We start from the raw sequence: 18,693 nt of genomic DNA on the forward strand, positions 1-18,693 counted from the left end.
ACTATCCTGCCAGAGGGGGGGTACATGTACAAAAATTTATGTACGAAGAACACCTAATGATTTGACTGACCCAAGGAAAGATAAACCTAGCCAGAAGACTCGAGAACACACCGCATATGTAGATAAAGAAACGATGTTGGAGTTGAAAAGTTACATTGCAAACAAACGGAAAACATATATTGGCGCAGAACGTCACGAGTTCGTTTTTATCTCAGAGATGGCAACACAAGGAGAAAGTGGGGATCCGTTATCAATTTCATCTGTGAATTATATTTTGAGAAGGTTGTCAGAGGTCATTGGTTTTCAAGTTACGCCTCATAAACTTAGACACAAATGGAATGAATTGTTAGATGATATCAAAGATGGGGATGAGAGTGTTTCACCTGATTACCTTGAGAAAGTGCGTAAGTATCAAATGGGATGGTCGGAAAACAGCCAGATGTCAGCCCTATACAACAGATATAAAATCATCAAAAAAGCACAAGAATATCAGTATCAATTGCAAGAAAAACTATTGTCGGTAACTAGCCATGACTCTTAATCATTCTCTCGCAATCAATCTAGAAGATTTAAAAAGGGAATATGCAAGAAAAGCGGAGTTTACATCCTACGAAAACGTGCCGTTCAATATGTTTGATAATTCTTGGGAACTAGCTATAGGTCGTCATACCTCATTGAGCTGGGTAGATCAGTTATTTCTTAACGTAGATGATAACTTAGCTATCAGATATTGCTTAGCTCAAGAAGCCACCTACGGAAAGATATCTACGGTGAGGGGGAAAATCGTAGCTATCAAGAAATTGAATGCAAGTAGTCTAAGAGTAGGGGATGTTGAGTCGGCTTTCTTCAATTTACCGTTAAGTTATAAGAAGCGAGTTAAGAAGATAATAGAAAGGCTAGCTGCTTTTGATAATAAGTATGAGCCACTATTAACGATCTTAAAAGATAAGTCTTTTGGTAATGATTCGCGTAAGGTTTTTGACCCTGACAAAGGTGCTCTTACTGATTACGAGTTTACAGATTTCGCTATAAAAATGAATGAGTATTCAAGTGCTATTTTTCATTCGGATCCACAAGTATCTGAACTCTCAGTATTTATTACGGCTCGATTTCAACAGCTCTATCAAAAGCGCTTAGCGCAAGTTGTTTTATTAAAAGTAGGTGATTTTGAACTTAGGGTCGATGACTTTATAGATGGTGAAGAACTGAGAGTCACTATGCCTGTGAGGATAAATGATGAAGTTAGTGAGTCGGAAATTTCAGTTAGAGTACCGTCGGCAAAACAGCACGAAGATCTGTTTAGGCGTAGTTTTGAAATCAGTTCGATTAGGATTACTGGCCGATTTCTATTTGAGTTATCCAATTACCTTTCAAAATACCAAAAATTTATGAGAGAGCTCTTTGAGCGACAAGGATATTCTTTGTCTAAGGAGGAATTCAGTCAAGTATTTTCATGTTTGCCTTTAATTCCAACAACAGCATTGTATAGCACTGACTTTAAAGAATATATTTATGATAACCGCACCCTTATAGAATCGTTTTCAACAGATGGTAAGGGCTTTGTATATGTATCGGAAGCTTTAGAGGGTAGGGTTAGGCGGTTTTTTAAACTACTCAATGTAGGCAGTGATCGTGCTCCACAAGGTTCCTTTTCCTTGGGCAATAATCGTCTGAGGCATACACGAGCAGTAAAAATGGTAGTAGATGGATTATCTCGAAATGAGATAGCGGTTTCACTAGGTAATACTCCTAAGGCAGCTTCAGTTTACATTGACATGGCGGATGAAATTCGAGCGAAAATTGATTCTCACTTATCTAATTATACTTTTTTAGCCGATGCATTTAGTGGAAACACTACGTCTTCGATAGATAACAATGAGATTGCAATTGAAAGTGAAAGTGGCCAGTTAGGTAAAAGCGCAGAGTTAAAGGTTTGTCTCACATGTGAAAAGGCTCCCCCCACTGGTTGTTATGGTTGCCCTTCTTTTCGTCCTCTTGTTGATGCAGACCACTTGTCTCAGCTTTTATCCGTACAAGCAAGATATGATGCTCAAATAGAACAAGGGGTTCCAGCAAAGGTGCTGTCGGCCTTATTCCATCGAATTTTAGCGATCAAGGCTACTATACAAGCATGCGAAGACGTTAAGGCTTCTATTGGGGATATATTATGATCAACCGTTTTGAAAGTAACATTCGAGACTTTATCTCTCTGAAGAAAGCTATCCCTCTGACTTTTATGAAAGATCGGCATGGAGCTATTGAGTGGGAGGGAAGATACTTTGTGTTCGAGAATCTCGCTGTTGTATTTGTTAATACCTTAAAAATAGGTGACCAACGAATTTCTCGAACAAGTAAATTTAGTGATGATGATTACTTGTCTGAATATTACTCGAATTATTTAAAGGCAGTCGCATTGCAGTTTGGGATGAGGGAAAGTCAGCCTAAATCGAACACTAATTGGATTGTTGCTTTTCGATTTATACTTTCATTCCTAGAGAATGAAAAATTATTAGTTTCTGACATAAGCACCAAGCTGGTTGGAGACTTTTTTAATCTTGAGAGAGTTTCCAAACTCTCAGATAAAGTCAAATCAATGATGAAAGGGTGTTTCGAGTGGATGATAAAGGAACAACATTGCACCCCAAGTCTTAGACTTCCTAATGTGAACTATAAGGAAAATATAGAAAATGCGGTTAGTCGTAGTAAAAATCGATTGCCAGACAAAAAATCTGTATTGGCAGCGGGACGAATCTTTAACGAGATAATACCGAACGAAAAAGGGGCGATTGATTGCTATACAGATATCAGAAGGCAGTTTGTTGCTGGAATGCTTTCTATCAGCTTTTCATCACCAAACCGAGCAGCCGCTGAGCAGCTGTATCTAGCTAATCAGGAGCTAAAATCAAAGCCTGTTAAAGGGGGAGATGGGGTAAAGACAACTGTATATATGTTGGATTGGCAAGGTTCAAAAGGGTTTTCAAATTGGCAAAAACACATGTTTAATCAAATGGCTCCAATGTTGAGAAGAACGTTAAACTTCTTCAATAAAGCATGTGAGCCAGCAAGAATTTTGTGCCGATTCTTTGAAGCCCCCCAAGCGCCCTTGAAAGTAATCATAGGTAAATACAGTGTTAAGGGTAAACCTGTATGTTTAGAGCGAGCAACGACTTTATGGGAACTTGGAGGAATACTTGGGTTTTATGAGAGGTTTGAGCAAGAAAATAGGTTGAAAATTCAAAATATTGAAGGTTTTCCTTATCATATGGATCCAAATCGGATATTGAACTTAGAAGAAAAGTTATCTTTTTTGCAAAGAAAGCTAGGTAAGTATCCAAGCTCTAATTCTGCTATAGATAAGACTCTTCCAGTTGAGTTGCGAGGTACTCAAACACTGCAGCAACTACAAAGTTCTTTTATTAGGTACGTTAAGAGGGTTGTTCCGCAGTTTCCTTACCGTCAGCATCTTAATGGTAATTCTGTGCATTTAGCTCAAGCTCTTTTTGTTTTTACGGGAGCTCAGGTTTATTCATCTTCAGGGAAGTCTCTGTCGAATAGTGTCTTTATGATCGAGCCGTATAACCTGAGCTCAATGTATAATTATCTTTTGCATGAGTACTTTACGAAGTCCGGTTACGATGAAAGCTTCTCTATGACAGCCCATCAACCGCGTCATTTTATGAATACCATGTGCCAAGAGGTTGGGTTGTCTGATGAGATTATCGCGGAGTTTTCTGGGCGTAAAAATGTCACATCAAATGCAGTTTATAACCATCAAACACAAGAAGAACGGCATGCTCAGATTGTTGACTTACATGGTGGGCCGTCATTTGAAGTTAACGTAATAACTGCTGCTGAGTATACTAATTTGGTTGGGCGAGCTGCTGCAGATACTGGAGTCGGCCTTTGCCTTCAGAGCTTAACGGAGAGCCCGTGTACATTCTTTAATGATTTTGAGGAAAATTGTATCGGGTGTTCTAAGAGTGCCTATTGCAAGGGAGATCAATCTTCATTGATAAAAATGCAGAAGGATTTATTGATACAAGAGGCAAGGTTATCAGACTCGTCCTTGAATAAGAACTTGTCGATAAACCTAATCTCACAACGTTGGTTTAAGCTCCATTTTTCAAAAGTCGAGAGATATAAAGCTTTGATCGATTTGATGCAAGATGATGAGATACCAGATGGATCGTTAATCCGACCGTTAGGTTCTAGTCTAGGATTTTCTGTCATTGATTTGAAGAATAAAAATCGCGTATTAAGGGAGGTTACTTTAAGTAATCCATCTCGTAAATTACAAGAAATGATAGATTCATCTGTCGTTGTTCAGCCAACAAAAGAGACAGGGTTACAGCGCTTATTCGATGAGTTTGATTTATGAAAAAAAATATAAACGAAGCTTTAACTAACAAACAAATAAATGATATTTGTCGTGTCATTGCTTTGTGGGAGAGTAAATTGACATGGCAGAGATTAGTGGAAGTCATCAAGCGTGAGTGCGGCTTTTATATATCAAGACAATCTCTTTCAAGTTATATCAGCATAAAAAAAGAATATGATTTAAAAAAGAAAGAGCTAAGAGGCATCGTTACGACGCGTTCGGATTTGGTCGATAAAGATCAGGCAGCTCTGATTCATAAGGTGGAGCGCCTGGAAGCCCAAGTGAGACAGTTGACAAAGGAGCGAGATTTGCAATTGGAAACGCTTGAGCGAATTTTCTTAAATGCATCTGAAATGCCTAACGTTGGTCGGCAGGGCTTGAGACAGCTCTTGGAGCCTAGAGAAGAAAACACTTAGTTGCTCTAAAGCGAAAAGTGTTTTGGTATTTCTAACAGAATGGAAAGAGATTATAGATTCATTCTGCAACTGGTTTGGAGCTTTCCATTTTTTCAATTAGCTCTCTTTTTTCCTTATCACTCATTTCTGCAATCAAGCAAACAAGCTTCGCAGAACACTCGTCTTCGCAAAAAAAATAGCTTAAAGGTACACCCAGCTCGTTAGCCATTTTCTTCAATGTACTGATATCTGGCGTATGCTTTCCTTTCTCGTACTGATTCATTCGCGCACTAGCCGAACTTTCATCGATACCAATACGCACCCCCAATTCTTTTTGGGAGATCTTTGCTTTTTTGCGTACTTCCTTGAGCCGCATTGGAATAGGGTTGTCGATCGACATTTATGATTCATACTAATTTACTCTATGTGACTAAGATTTTCTTAGTTTTACTGATTTCTGTATACTAAGCAATCCTTAGTATTTTGATTGGTATAACTGGTACATGAAACGTTCTATAAAAATCAGTGCAGTAATGCACAAGTTGTTGATTGAAAAAAGAATGGATGGTTTTTCTGTTATAGAGGCAAGGGATGTCTCATTAAATGATGGGTGTGCTACACAGAGTCTTGATGAAGCTCGGAAGAAGGTTTATCGCCAAATATGGCAATATCAACAAAGGGGTTGGCTTCGAAGCGAGGGTGAAGGAAGGAACAAAAGGTATTTTCAAACCGAACAATTTATAGAACTTGAAGTTGTGCCTCGAAGAAAATCTGAACGTGAAGTTTCGGTAAAGCAATCTACATCGGATTACTCTGTGCTATTCCGAGAGAGCAACGAATACAAAGGTGAATTGGAGCTCGTGCTTGGTGAAATAGATGAATATCAATCATTGAGGTGCCGTTTCCCTGAGCTCGAGAGTCGATTAATGCCATTGTTACAACATGCAAGAGAACGCTCTGCGCACTTGCTTGGAAAGATGAATGGATTAGAGAATGTTCTTAAAACTCTTTCAGAGGGCAACCAACCGTGTTGAGGCAGTGGCAGGTTGAATGTTCTGAAAATGCGTTGCAGAAGTTTAGAGAAAATCGACCACACTTCTTTTGCCAAGCAACACCTGGCTCTGGAAAAACGGTGCTTGCTGCAACTGTCGCATCAAGATTACTTAATGATGATATGGTCGATCTTGTATTGTGCTTCTCTCCATCTTTAACGGTTTCTGAGGGAATCAAAAAAACCTTTTCTCAGACTCTTAATTGTACTTTTAACGGTGGCCTAGGCTCTATTGGGCAGTCGTTAACATATCAATCCATTCAATTCCTTAACGATGAATTTTGGGAGACGTTACGTAATCATCGAGTGTTTGTTGTATTTGATGAGATTCACCATTGTTCTGGGACTGAGCTTGAAAATGCGAACGTCTGGGGGCAGCAAGTGCTCACTAAGATTCAGGGACTAGCGACTTATACTCTTGCGATGTCGGGGACTCCGTGGCGCTCAGACTCTTTACCTATTGTTATGGGGGAATACAGTGACCCTGACGGACAGCTCCTTGTCGACTTCCAGTACACCCTTAAACAGGCTATTGATGATGGTGTTTGTAGAGCACCTAATATTGTATTGGTTGATAATGAGCAATTGTCTGTCTGTAGTAGCGAAAAAGTGGAGTCATTTTCATCGATCTTAGAGATGCTTAAACAGACGAAAGCGTCTTATCAGAGTGTGATACATAACCAAGAAGCGATGGAGTATTTACTCGGTTTAGGATGTGACAGGCTAGCAAAGGTACGTATTGACGCTTCCAATGCCGGTGGATTAGTTGTTGCAGCGTCGGTTCAACATGCTCAAGCTATCAAAGATATACTTTCTTTAAAGTTTGGCCAAACCGTTTCAATTGTCACTTATAGACATGAAGAACCACTCGCAGAAATAGACCGCTATCGACAAAGTGACTCTCAATGGATTGTTAGTGTCGGAATGATAAGTGAGGGGACAGACATACCTAGACTCCAAGTGTGTTGCCATATGAGTTCTGTCAAAACGGAATTATATTTCAGGCAAGTACTAGGACGTATTCTTCGTATCGACTCTTCCATGGCTCAGCAAGCATGGTTATTTACGTTTGCGGAACAAAATCTCATTCAGTTTGCAGAGCGAATTGAAGATGATATTCCAGAATCTTGTATCTATGTGAATATGGGAAAACCAATGGAGACAGAGCTAGTTAATCGACAGAATAATTTAACTGCTAAGCTTTCGAGAGTGTCTCTAAATAGTCTCGACGCAACAGTATCCTGGGAAAGCCGTACGGGCAATTCAAACAACCTTTACGGGACACTAGGGACGTTTGATGAATTGCGGCTTGGTACATTTAAACAGAGAGTGATTTCGGCTTTTACCTCCATGTAAACGGGGTTGCATGGGCTAGGTTGATTAATTATAGGTGCGTAGAGGTGATGAAATGAACTACTTTGCAGAGGACCCCTTCTAGGTAATGTAAACCTGGAGGGGAAATGAAAAAACTGAAACAGCAGTACCGAAGACGCATTAAATACCAGCGTCAATATCTTTGGGATTTTTATCCCAGCATTCGCAGTGGAGCCCACAAGCACTTTTCAACAAAACAGGAAAAGGGCTATTACTTTCTTCACATTATTGAGTGCAGAGGGTACCCGATTAAATTACGGGCTGCGCGAGGAAGATCTTTAGCTAACCCGTGGGATGACTATCCAGCGTATGTGCATAACCTAGCCAAAAGTTGGAAGCATAGCTCGAGGCGTCGAAAACAATACTATCGATAACTCAGCCAAGTTCTGGATTTTTGGGGCTTTTTACGACAACGAGCCTTCCTACCGATTCACAATCATTGAGCCTACCTAGTCCTAGGTGTGTGTCTTAGTTCACCTCTAATTTATTCTTATAACTACCTACATCGCAAGTTGCGCATCGCAACTTGCGATGTGGCGTTAAAACTATCTTATGTGTATAACCTAGCAAAAAAGTTGAAGAGACAGCTATCCGCTAAAATTTCTCCCAAACCCACAATCGGTGATATTATTCTTCCCATAAACGGCCTATATCAAAATGGGATGAAGATGCCTCTCTTGTTACCTGTAGAACTGCAATTCGCAACTGAATATCCTTTCGCTACTCCTGACAATGTTTTCAAAGAATTGCAAACATTAATCGGAAAGGTTAATTCCAACGAAAGATGCGGTGAAAAAAACCTCATAGAAATCTATAAGAGGCATATGGCGAAGCCAGCAGGAATAGAATTTAACAGAAGTTCTAATACTGACTGGGCTAAAGGCGATCTAGAATGGTACATGACAGAAGCAAAGAAGAATGGGCCAGGTTTTATTGCTGCAATCTACAATGCGTTTGAGCAACTATCTAGCTTAGAAGTTACCGTTCCTACAGATGTACACATAAACCAAATTCTATCCAGTCATGGAATGCCTTGTCATATTAACAACGGTGAGTTGGTAATGGTTGGAAACGTTCAGGTACCAGAGCCTTCGCTGTCCATGTCACAGACGGTCACTCGAGCACTGCAAGACGCCAAAACATTGTCGCCAGCAAGTGCAATTGATCGTGTCCATACTGCGCTCCATGCTTATATTGTTAGCCTCTGTCATGAAGCTAGTATTCCATTGGATTCAGGCGTTACGGCACAAAAGGCTTTCAAGGAGCTGAAGAGTAATCATCCCGCTCTTCTACCGCAGGGGAATAGACCTGCAGAAGTTGCGAGTGTTCTAAATAGTATGGCTGCTACCATCAATGCTTTGGGCACTATTCGTAATCATGCGAGTCTTGCTCATAACAATGAGCTGCTTCTTGAGCCAGAAGCACAAGCTATGATTAACGCATCGGTGACTGTATTTCGCTACATCGAAGAATGCATTGCTCGTCACAATAGAACAGCTGTTCAGGTATTAGAGTGGGTGCAGTGAGTGATCAGCACAACGCCTTACCTAGCTTTGTAATTATGGGTATTGGATAGTCAATAGTAGATGTTTAACATGGGCTATTGCAGAAAAAGCTTTAGAAAATCTAGAACAAACAATTAATGATCAGCTCTTTATGGGAACAGATCAGAACTATCAGGAATAATAAGAATGACAAGTACCGAACAACGTAAGGCACTACAAAATCAAATCTGGAAAATCGCTAACGATGTGCGCGGTTCAGTCGACGGTTGGGACTTTAAGCAATACATACTGGGTACTTTGTTTTATCGCTTTATTAGTGAGAACTTTGCTAACTACATTGAAGGCGGCGACGATAGCGTTAATTACGCTGAGTTAAGTGACGATATTATCACCGACGAGATCATTGAAGATGCAGTAAAAACCAAGGGCTACTTTATCAAGCCAAGCGAGTTGTTTGTAAATATTGCTGCTAATGCCAATAAGAACGAAAATCTAAATACCGATCTGGCTAACATTTTTAAAGCGATTGAAAACTCAGCTAATGGATATCCGTCAGAGGCGGATATCAAGGGCTTGTTTGCTGATTTCGATACAACCAGCAACCGTTTAGGTAACACGGTAAAAGATAAGAATGGTCGCCTTGCATTGGTACTTAAAGGTGTCGCTGGACTCAACATTCATCAATTTGAAGAAAATGAAAACGATCTTTTTGGGGATGCCTACGAATTTTTAATCTCCAACTATGCTGCAAATGCGGGTAAGTCTGGAGGGGAATTTTTCACGCCACAAAATGTGTCTAAGCTAATTGCGCAACTGGCGATGCACAAACAAACTAGCGTGAATAAAATCTACGATCCAGCTGCCGGTTCAGGCTCTTTACTGTTGCAAGCGAAAAAGCACTTTGATAACCACATAATCGAAGATGGTTTTTTTGGTCAAGAGATTAACCACACCACTTTTAACCTCGCGCGTATGAACATGTTTTTGCATAACATCAATTATGACAAGTTTAATATGCAGTTAGGCGATACCTTGAGAGAACCGCACTTTGGTGATGACAAGCCTTTTGATGCGATCGTTTCTAATCCACCTTATTCTGTAAAATGGATTGGTAGTGATGATCCAACTCTGATCAATGATGAGCGTTTTTCTCCAGCAGGGGTATTGGCACCAAAGTCCAAAGCTGATTTTGCCTTTGTATTGCATGCTTTAAATTATCTCTCTAGCAAAGGTCGTGCGGCGATTGTTTGTTTTCCAGGTATCTTCTACCGTGCGGGCGCAGAAAAGAAAATTCGTCAATATCTAGTAGATAACAACTATGTTGAAACGGTAATCTCGCTTGCACCAAACCTGTTTTTTGGTACCACTATTGCTGTAAACATCATGGTTCTGTCTAAAAGTAAGACAAGTACAAACATCCAGTTTATTGATGCTAGTGGAGAAGAATTCTTTCAGAAAGGTACTAACAATAATGTATTGACAGATAAGCATATCGAACAGGTTATGGCGATTTTCGATAGTAAAGACGATGTTGAGCACGTAGCTCAATCTGTTCCTTACGAGGCGATCGCAAGCAAGAATAATGACTATAACCTTTCTGTAAGTGCATATGTTGCAGCTAAAGACAATAGTGAGCAGGTTGATATCGTAGAACTAAGTAATGAAATAAGAACAACAGTTACCAATATCAATAAACTACGTACTGATATTGATACGATCATTGGAGAGATTGGAAGTACGGGGAACAAAGCATGAGTACGTTTGGTTTTATAGAAAGACTACTTGACGGATCTGATGTGAAGTGGGAAGCATTAAAGGAAGTAACATCTGTTACAAAAAGTATAAGGTGGCAGGATGAGTTGTCATCTTTACACTATATCGACTTAGCATCCGTCTGCCGAGAAAAAAAAGCAATAACCGAAACAAGTAAAGTCTCGGCAAGTAATGCTCCCAGCCGTGCAAAAAAGCTTGTTCAAAAAGGCGATGTTATCTTCGCAACAACTAGGCCAACCCAACAGAGATATTGCTTGATTGATGATGAGTACTCTGGACATGTAGCTAGTACTGGTTATTGTGTATTACGAGCAAAACGGGAAAAGGTTTTACCCAAATGGATTTTTTACTGCATTGCTTCAACTGCGTTCAAAAAATACTCTGAAGAGAACCAGAGTGGAGCGGCTTATCCTTCAATATCAGATAAGCAGGTAAAAGAGTACTTAATTCCAATTCCATGCCCAGAGAATTCAGATAAGTCTTTGAAGATCCAGACTGAGATTGTGCGAGTTTTGGATTCACTTTTTGCATTGACACTCCAATTAAAAGCTGAGCTGAAAACCGAGTTGAGTGCGCGTAAAAATCAATATAACTACTATCGTAGTCAATTATTGAGTTTTAACGAAGGAGCTGAATGGAATAATTTAGAGGATATTGCTTCATTTAGGCGAGGTTCTTTCCCTCAGCCATATGGAAATAGTGAATGGTACGATGGGGAAGGGAATATGCCATTTGTTCAAGTAGCAGATGTTGCCGACTTCGGGTTTAAGCTGCACCAAAAAACTAAACAAAAAATATCAAAGTTAGCTCAGCCTAAAAGTGTATTCGTTGAAGAAGGCACTGTTATAGTATCTTTGCAAGGTACTATTGGGCGAGTAGCTATCACTCAATATGATACTTATGTAGACAGAACTCTTGCAATATTTACTAATTATAAAGTGGATGTAAATAAAAAATATTTTGCGCATCAATTGAAAGCAAAATTTGATTTGGAAAAAGAGTTCGCAAGAGGTAGTACTTTGAAAACAATTACAAAACAAGAGTTTTCTAAATTTCAAATACCTTTACCGAAAATTGAAGAACAGGATCGTATTGTTTCTTGCTTAGATGAGCTCGATACTGTTATTCACTCAATTAAAGAGGCTTTGCCTCGTGAAATTGCACTTCGTCAAAAGCAGTACGAATATTATCTTGATTTATTGATAAGCTTTCCAAAATTAGAACAAAAGACGATATAAGAGACTAAGTATTAGTATGAGTGAATCCTTGAAAGAAGCTGCTAAGCAACTACATGAAGATAATAAGAAAACAAAACTTATTTATGCATTTAACGGCAGTGGTAAAACCCGTTTGTCACGAAGTTTTAAAGAGTTACTAACTCCCGAAGCAACAGATGATAATGATGTAGATAGCACTGAGTTAGCACATAAAAATATTCTTTATTACAATGCTTTTACAGAAGATCTTTTTTATTGGGATAACGATTTAGCCAATGATGAGATCCGAGTTCTAAAAATTCATCCGAACGCATTTACTAATTGGGTGTTCAAAGATCAGGGACAAGACCGGAATGTCATTGAGCATTTTCAGCGTTACACTAACCCTAAACTTACACCACATTTTAATGATGAGTATACGTATACCAATCAAAATGACGAACCTGTAATTGTGCCTGCATTCTCAGAGGTTCAGTTTTCTTTTGAGAGGGGAAATGATGAGCAAGAGAGCAATATCAAAATCTCTAAGGGTGAAGAAAGTAACTTTGTTTGGAGCGTTTTCTATAGTCTTCTCGATCAAGTGATTGCTGTACTGAATGATTCTCCTGAAAAGCGAGAAACTGACCAGTTCAATCAACTTCAATACATATACATAGATGATCCCGTAAGCTCTTTGGACGAGAACCATTTAATGCAGCTTGCTGTTGATTTAGCTGCTTTAATTAAAAAAAGCACGTCATCAATTAGGTTCATTATCTCAACTCACGATACAACCTTTTACAACTTTCTTCATAATGAATTAAATTCAAAGTCATGCTTTTTATTGGAAGCATCTGAAGATAAAACTGTTTCACTAGTTGAGAAAAATGGCGACTCAAATACAAGCTTCTTTTATCACATTGATCTTAAAAGACAACTGGAGTTAGCAATTGAGAATCAGACTATAGAGAGGCAACATTTTATATTGATTCGTAACCTCTATGAGAAAACGGCAAGTTTCTTGGGGTACCCAAAATGGTCGTTGTTATTACCTGGTGGTAGTGAAAAAAATAGAACTGCGTACTTAAATCGAATTATTCAGTTTTCTAGCCATGATTCATTGGTAAGTATGCGAACAACCTACCTGAAGCCAGAAGAAAAGCAAATAGTTAAGTTCCTTCTTACACATCTAGTTGATAACTATAGTTACTGGCAGAAGGATGTATGAAATGACGGACTATAAAACAATCGCTGAATCAAATAACTTTATTGTTCTAGATAAGTACACCAAAGGGTTGCAAATCAAAGACAGCTACCAGAGCGAAGCCGATCTAGAACGTGAGCTGGTTGAAGATCTTCAAAATCAAGGTTACGAGTATATAGCAGGCTTAAATAGCCCAGAGAAGATGCTAGCTAATGTGCGCAAGCAGCTGCAAGCACTTAACAATGTGAGCTTTCTTGATGGAGAGTGGCAACGCTTTGTTGAACAATACTTAGATAATCCTAGCGATAATATCATCGACAAAACCCGCAAAGTTCATGATGATTACATCTTCGATTTCGTGTTTGATGATGGGCATATTGAAAACATCTACTTAGTAGACAAGCAGAATATCACCCGTAATAAAGTGCAAGTGATAAAGCAGTTTGAGCAAACAGGCAGTGCCGCTAACCGCTACGATGTGACCATTCTGGTTAATGGCCTGCCGTTGGTGCAAGTTGAGCTTAAAAAGCGCGGAGTCTCGATTAGAGAAGCCTTTAACCAGGTGCACCGCTACAGTAAAGAGAGCTTCAATGCTGAAAACTCGCTGTTTAAGTACCTTCAGTTATTCGTAATTTCTAACGGCACTGATACTCGTTACTTTGCTAATACCACTAAGCGTAACAAAAACAGTTTTGACTTTACGATGAACTGGGCAAAGTCTGATAATTCTTTGATTAAAGATCTTAAGGACTTTACGGCTACGTTCTTTCAGAAAAACACTCTACTCGACGTGTTACTGAACTATTGTGTGTTTGATGTGAGTGACACATTATTAGTTATGCGCCCATATCAGATCGCTGCAACTGAACGCATTATTAGGAAGATCAACAGCTCCTATCAGACTAAAGGCTGGGCTAGTACTGAGAGCGGTGGCTACATTTGGCATACCACAGGTTCAGGTAAAACACTCACTAGCTTTAAAGCTGCCCGTTTAGCGACAGACTTAGATTTTGTTGATAAAGTTTTCTTTGTTGTTGATCGTAAAGACCTCGACTATCAAACCATGAAGGAGTACCAACGTTTCTCACCTGATAGCGTCAACGGCTCCGATAGTACAGCTGGTTTAAAACGAAACCTGGATAAAGACGATAATAAAATTATCGTGACCACCATTCAAAAGCTTAATAACCTAATCAAGAGTGAAAGCGGCCTATCTATCTTTAATAAGCAGGTGGTGTTTATTTTTGACGAATGCCACCGTAGCCAGTTTGGTGAAGCTCAGAAAAACATTAAGCAGAAGTTTAAAAAATACTATCAATTTGGTTTTACTGGTACGCCAATCTTCCCTGAGAACGCATTAGGTGCAGAGACAACCGGTGATGTATTTGGTCGCCAGTTACACTCATACGTAATTACCGATGCTATCCGTGATGAGAAGGTGCTGAAGTTTAAGGTCGACTACAACGATGTTCGCCCTCAGTTTAAAGCGATTGAAACTGAAACAGATGAGAGCAAGCTAACTGCGCTTGATAAAAAGAAAGCCTTTTTACATAAAGATCGTATTCGTGAAATTTCTCAGTACATCTTAAATAACTATCGTCAAAAGACGCATCGATTACAGGCGGGTGGTAAAGGCTTTAATGCCATGTTCGCTGTGAGTAGTGTGGATGCTGCGAAAGCCTACTACGAGTGCTTTAGTGCGCTACAGAACAAAGGTGAAACAGGTAAAGTCAGTAAACATCCACTTAAAGTTGCTACCATTTTCTCTTTTGCTGCTAATGAAGAGCAAGATGCGATTGGTGATATTACTGATGAAAGCTTTGATGTGTCAGCGATGAACAGCAGTGCTAAGGAGTTTTTGAGCTCTGCTATTGCTGATTATAACACTCATTTTAAAACCAATTTTGGTGTGGATAGTAATGGATTCCAAAATTACTATCGCGATTTGGCGCAACGCGTTAAGAACCAAGAAGTAGACCTACTTATTGTTGTAGGTATGTTCCTTACTGGTTTTGATGCACCAACTCTCAACACTTTATTTGTTGATAAGAATTTGCGTTACCACGGCTTAATGCAAGCGTATTCACGAACTAATCGAATTTATGATGCCACTAAGACTTTTGGCAATATTGTCACCTTCCGTGATCTAGAAAAAGCGACTGTTGATGCTATTACACTGTTTGGCGATAAGAATACTAAGAATGTGGTGCTAGAGAAAAGCTACCAAGAGTATATGGAAGGCTTTAAAGATATCGCAACAGGCGAAGCTCGTCGCGGCTACAATCAGGTTGTTGCCGAACTTAAAGAGCGTTTTCCTAATCCTGATGACATAGTAAAAGAGGTGGATAAAAAAGCTTTCGCTAAATTGTTTGGGGAATATCTGCGCATTGAAAACGTATTACAAAATTACGATGAATTTGCGGGCCTAAAAGCCCTACAAAGTGTCGACATGGAAGACGCAGAAGCGGTTGAGGCATTCAAAGCGAAGTATTACGTTGATGATGACGGTATTGAAGCGATGCAAGCAATTGATGTTCCGCCAGAGCGTGTAGTTCAAGATTATCGCTCAACCTACAACGACACGCGTGATTGGCTACGTCGTGAAAAAGCAGCAAACCAAAAAGATGAATCGACCATTGATTGGGATGATGTGGTATTTGAGGTCGATTTGCTTAAATCACAAGAGATCAACCTGGATTATATCCTTGAGCTAATTTTTGAGCATAACAAGAAACGCAAAGGTAAAGCTGAGTTAATCGACGAAGTACGCCGTTTGATTCGTGCCAGCCTTGGTAATCGTGCTAAAGAGAGTCTGATTGTTGATTTCATTAATCAAACTAACTTAGATGACATCGGTGATAAAGCCAGCATCATTGATGCTTTCTTTAAGTTTGCTCAAGCTGAACAAAAGCGTGAAGCTGAGAAACTGATCAGCACTGAAAATCTAAACGAAGAAGCCGCTAAGCGTTATATCACTGCATCGTTAAAACGTGAGTATGCGAGTGAAAACGGTACGGAGCTAAATTCTACCTTGCCTAAGATGAGCCCTTTGAACCCAGAATACAAAACTAAGAAGCAGACTGTTTTTCAAAAGATCGTCGCCTTCGTTGAAAAGTTTAAAGGTGTAGGTGGGAAGGTTTAAGGATTTGTAGAGCTCTTTTCGTTGAGTTATTTTTGCAATGAAAAGAGCTCTATATTTTTAGAGATGTATTGTTTATGCCTAAACAACGAAACAGAAAAATTCATTTTAACCTTCTCGCTATACAAGTTTTTGATGAAAGCTTCGATATTGTTAAGGCAAGGAGGGGGTAACTATGAGATTTATTGTTAATGCTGACTGGTATTGACACTATGGATATTTTTTGTAAACACAGTCTTTTTATAAGTTACTACTAGCATGGGATATTCATTGAACATTTCGATTTACCGTAAGAAAAGCTTGCACATAAAGGTAAAGACTCCACCTTAACCCTAGAGCGTTTGCTTGAGAGTACCGAGTATGAAGCTGTTGCTCTCTATACTACGTATGTTGGAGATGAAGTCCCTTTCCAAGTGACTCCGATTGATGTAGTTGCTATGCAGGCACAATTAATCGGGTTGCCACTCATCACCATAGAGCTTCCCGAAGTGTTCCCAAGTAATGAGATTTACCAAAGTACGATTGTCTCAGCATTGAAAGGGTCTGGCTTATCAATTGATGCGGTCGCATTTGGCGATATGTTTTGTAACGGAATAGCCGACTACCGAAAAAGCTATATAGAACCGGCGGGTTGGGAGTGTGTATTTCCTCTAATGGGAGAGAGCAGTCAAGCTCTTGCTAGTGAGATAATAAACAGAGGAATCGAAACCTTTCTCGTCACGGTTGATAGCTATACATTGGATAAGAGCTACTGTGGGCAGAAATACACGTCAGAACTAATAGGCAGTTTACCGAGTCATGTCGATTCATGTGGCGAAGACGGTGAGTTCCATACTCTAGTGACGTCAGCACCGTGTTTTAAAGGAAGGCTTAAGGTAGAGCTACAAAATGTAGAGGAAGGTGAGCGTTTTGTTCATCAACGCTATAAAGCTTGCATTATATAGAGTGAGGATTGGCGAAAACTAAGCGAAGGAGTATCATTGCAGCGAAACTTATTATAGGTAATCGCTGTGTCGGATAGTCTACAAAAAAATATATTGGTCTTTGATTCTGGAGTGGGTGGTCTATCTGTATATAAAGAGATAAGTCAGTTACTACCGAATCATAACTATATCTATGTATTCGACAACGAGGCTTATCCTTATGGTGAACTCGACCAGCAAGTGCTCATTCGCAGAGTTCAAAGCATCGTGGCCAGTTTTGTGGCTAGTCACGCGATTGATATTGTAGTGATAGCTTGTAATACGGCGAGCACGATTGTCTTACCGACACTCAGAGCTAATAATCTTATCCCTATTGTCGGTGTTGTTCCGGCAATTAAGCCTGCATCCCTGCTTGCTAATAAAGCGGTCGGTCTTATTGCTACTCCCGCAACGATCACTCGTCAATATACGCATGACTTAATCAAAAACTTCTCGAGTAACAAAAGAGTCGAGCTTTTAGGTTCTACTCGGCTGGTGGATATGGCAGAAGAGAAACTCAGAGGTGAGGTGATTAATCTTCAAGAGTTGCAGCAAATCCTTCAACCGATGCTCAACACTATAGATGTGGCCGTTTTAGGATGTACACATTTCCCATTGATAAAGTCAGAGATTCAACAGGTCTTAGGTAGCAATGTTTTATTGGTTGATTCTGGTAAAGCGATCGCTAAGCGAGTGCAAGATTTATTGGATTTGGAAAGTGATAATAAAGAGGGGGGAGTGCGTGAGGTTTTTTGTAGTGCACTTCCTAAAAAAGAAAGTGCACTAAATAGCATGTTAAAGCAGTTAGGGTTTAGCTCAATTCAGATTCGTCCGCTTCAGGATGTTTAGGATCATTTGCAACACGTACTTTTAAAGTTCGTTGCATGTAATCTTTATCGTTAAGTGCAGATATTGCATGATTCACATCATTACTTGCCATAACAACAAATCCAAAGCCTCTTCTTTTACCAGTACGTTTGTCTTTCATTAAACGTACTGCAAATACTTCACCATGCTCTGAGAATAATTCACGTACATGTGATTCGTTCGCTTTGTATGGAAGGTTACCCACATAAAGTGTTTTTGTTGAAGCCTTAGGTTCTGAATCTGATTTTGAGTCGGTGCTTGAAAAGTTAACAACAAAAGCGGAAGCCAAGACACCAAGGATAAAGGTAATTGCAGGCGATATATCTACCTGAGAGAAAACAATGCCGCCTAATACAGCCAGTGCGACAATTAACAACATCGATTTTTTTGAGTTCATATCGGAATACTACATATTAATAAACGAAATAGACGCATCTACCATTAACAAAATAGACACATGAATCTTACGTTCATGGCTTCCATTTTTCCAATGTATTGCTGTGATACGTCTCAAATGTTTAGTTTTTATTCGAAAAATGCGGATCTGGTGGCTTTTTAGGCGAACAAAACTTTTATTTCAAAAAGCCCTTGTGCTCCCCTTCAATCTCTCTATAATGCCGCCTCACCGACACGGAGTGAGACGAAAGTCACACAGCGAAATCGGTAGAGAAAAAGAGTTTGAAAATAACCCTTGACTCTCAAAGTGGTGCAGGTATAGTACGCACCCCTAGCGACTGAGATGTGAATCACAAAACGCTAGCGCTCTTTAACAATTTAAACCTATCAATCTGTGTGGGCACTCGTTGATGAATATCAAAACGTTATTGGTTCTTTTTCGAAAGAGCGTAA

General features: G+C 39.6%; 14 protein-coding genes and 1 pseudogene. 13 read left to right on the forward strand and 2 right to left on the reverse strand.

Features of this window, described 5'->3' with window-relative positions:
- The 4 genes from FTW16_RS18820 to FTW16_RS18835 all read left to right on the forward strand — a co-directional run.
- A partial coding sequence (locus FTW16_RS18820; RefSeq protein WP_146492124.1) for a site-specific integrase occupies positions 1-541 on the forward strand: 541 nt, incomplete at its 5' end.
- Positions 531-2,171 (forward strand): hypothetical protein, encoded by a 1,641-nt coding sequence (locus FTW16_RS18825; protein ID WP_146492125.1) that lies wholly within the window; start codon positions 531-533, stop codon positions 2,169-2,171. The genes FTW16_RS18820 and FTW16_RS18825, both read left to right, overlap by 11 nt.
- Positions 2,168-4,378 carry a hypothetical protein gene (locus FTW16_RS18830; protein ID WP_146492126.1) on the forward strand — a complete coding sequence of 737 codons (2,211 nt, stop codon included), beginning with the start codon at positions 2,168-2,170 and terminating at the stop codon, positions 4,376-4,378. The genes FTW16_RS18825 and FTW16_RS18830 overlap by 4 nt, the downstream gene beginning before the upstream one ends.
- The gene (locus FTW16_RS18835; protein WP_102434058.1) at positions 4,375-4,794 is read left to right on the forward strand and encodes a hypothetical protein; all 420 of its coding nucleotides are present in this window, start codon (positions 4,375-4,377) and stop codon (positions 4,792-4,794) included. The genes FTW16_RS18830 and FTW16_RS18835 overlap by 4 nt, the downstream gene beginning before the upstream one ends.
- A gap of 58 nt (positions 4,795-4,852) precedes the next feature.
- Here the strand turns inward: FTW16_RS18835 and FTW16_RS18840 are convergent, their stop codons facing one another.
- Positions 4,853-5,173, reverse strand: coding sequence for a helix-turn-helix domain-containing protein (locus FTW16_RS18840; protein WP_102361318.1), 321 nt, complete (start codon positions 5,171-5,173; stop codon positions 4,853-4,855).
- 103 nt (positions 5,174-5,276) lie between these two features.
- Here FTW16_RS18840 and FTW16_RS18845 point away from each other — a divergent pair, with 103 nt between their 5' ends.
- From FTW16_RS18845 to murI, 9 genes and pseudogenes are all read left to right on the forward strand, one after another.
- Positions 5,277-5,807 carry a hypothetical protein gene (locus tag FTW16_RS18845; protein ID WP_146492127.1) on the forward strand — a complete coding sequence of 177 codons (531 nt, stop codon included), beginning with the start codon at positions 5,277-5,279 and terminating at the stop codon, positions 5,805-5,807.
- Positions 5,801-7,180, forward strand: a complete 1,380-nt coding sequence (locus tag FTW16_RS18850; RefSeq protein ID WP_146492128.1) for a DEAD/DEAH box helicase — start codon at positions 5,801-5,803, stop codon at positions 7,178-7,180. Before FTW16_RS18845 ends, FTW16_RS18850 begins: the two co-directional genes overlap by 7 nt.
- A 551-nt stretch (positions 7,181-7,731) precedes the next feature.
- Positions 7,732-8,724, forward strand: a complete 993-nt coding sequence (locus FTW16_RS18860) for an abortive infection family protein (RefSeq protein ID WP_146492130.1) — start codon at positions 7,732-7,734, stop codon at positions 8,722-8,724.
- Between the two features lie 165 nt (positions 8,725-8,889).
- Complete coding sequence (locus FTW16_RS18865) at positions 8,890-10,458, forward strand: type I restriction-modification system subunit M (RefSeq protein WP_146492131.1); 1,569 nt, start codon at positions 8,890-8,892, stop codon at positions 10,456-10,458.
- Positions 10,455-11,714: a restriction endonuclease subunit S gene (locus FTW16_RS18870; protein WP_146492132.1), complete on the forward strand. Its 1,260-nt coding sequence runs from the start codon at positions 10,455-10,457 to the stop codon at positions 11,712-11,714. The genes FTW16_RS18865 and FTW16_RS18870 overlap by 4 nt, the downstream gene beginning before the upstream one ends.
- Positions 11,715-11,730: 16 nt before the next feature.
- Positions 11,731-12,900, forward strand: a complete 1,170-nt coding sequence (locus FTW16_RS18875) for an AAA family ATPase (protein WP_146492133.1) — start codon at positions 11,731-11,733, stop codon at positions 12,898-12,900.
- Position 12,901: 1 nt separating this feature from the next.
- Complete coding sequence (locus FTW16_RS18880) at positions 12,902-16,018, forward strand: HsdR family type I site-specific deoxyribonuclease (RefSeq protein WP_146492134.1); 3,117 nt, start codon at positions 12,902-12,904, stop codon at positions 16,016-16,018.
- A 308-nt stretch (positions 16,019-16,326) separates the two neighbouring features.
- Positions 16,327-16,959 (forward strand): annotated as a pseudogene (locus tag FTW16_RS18885) (ATPase); the annotation flags it as partial.
- Between the two features lie 66 nt (positions 16,960-17,025).
- Positions 17,026-17,826: a glutamate racemase gene (gene murI, locus FTW16_RS18890; protein ID WP_146492135.1), complete on the forward strand. Its 801-nt coding sequence runs from the start codon at positions 17,026-17,028 to the stop codon at positions 17,824-17,826.
- Here the strand turns inward: murI and FTW16_RS18895 are convergent.
- On the reverse strand, positions 17,789-18,241 hold the full coding sequence (locus FTW16_RS18895) for an RNA recognition motif domain-containing protein (RefSeq protein ID WP_017061054.1): 453 nt from the start codon (positions 18,239-18,241) through the stop codon (positions 17,789-17,791). The genes murI and FTW16_RS18895 overlap by 38 nt on opposite strands.
- Positions 18,242-18,693 lie beyond the last annotated feature (452 nt).

The sequence above is a fragment of the Vibrio sp. T20 genome (assembly GCF_007858795.1).
In the GTDB taxonomy this organism is placed as follows: Bacteria; Pseudomonadota; Gammaproteobacteria; order Enterobacterales; family Vibrionaceae; genus Vibrio; species Vibrio satsumensis.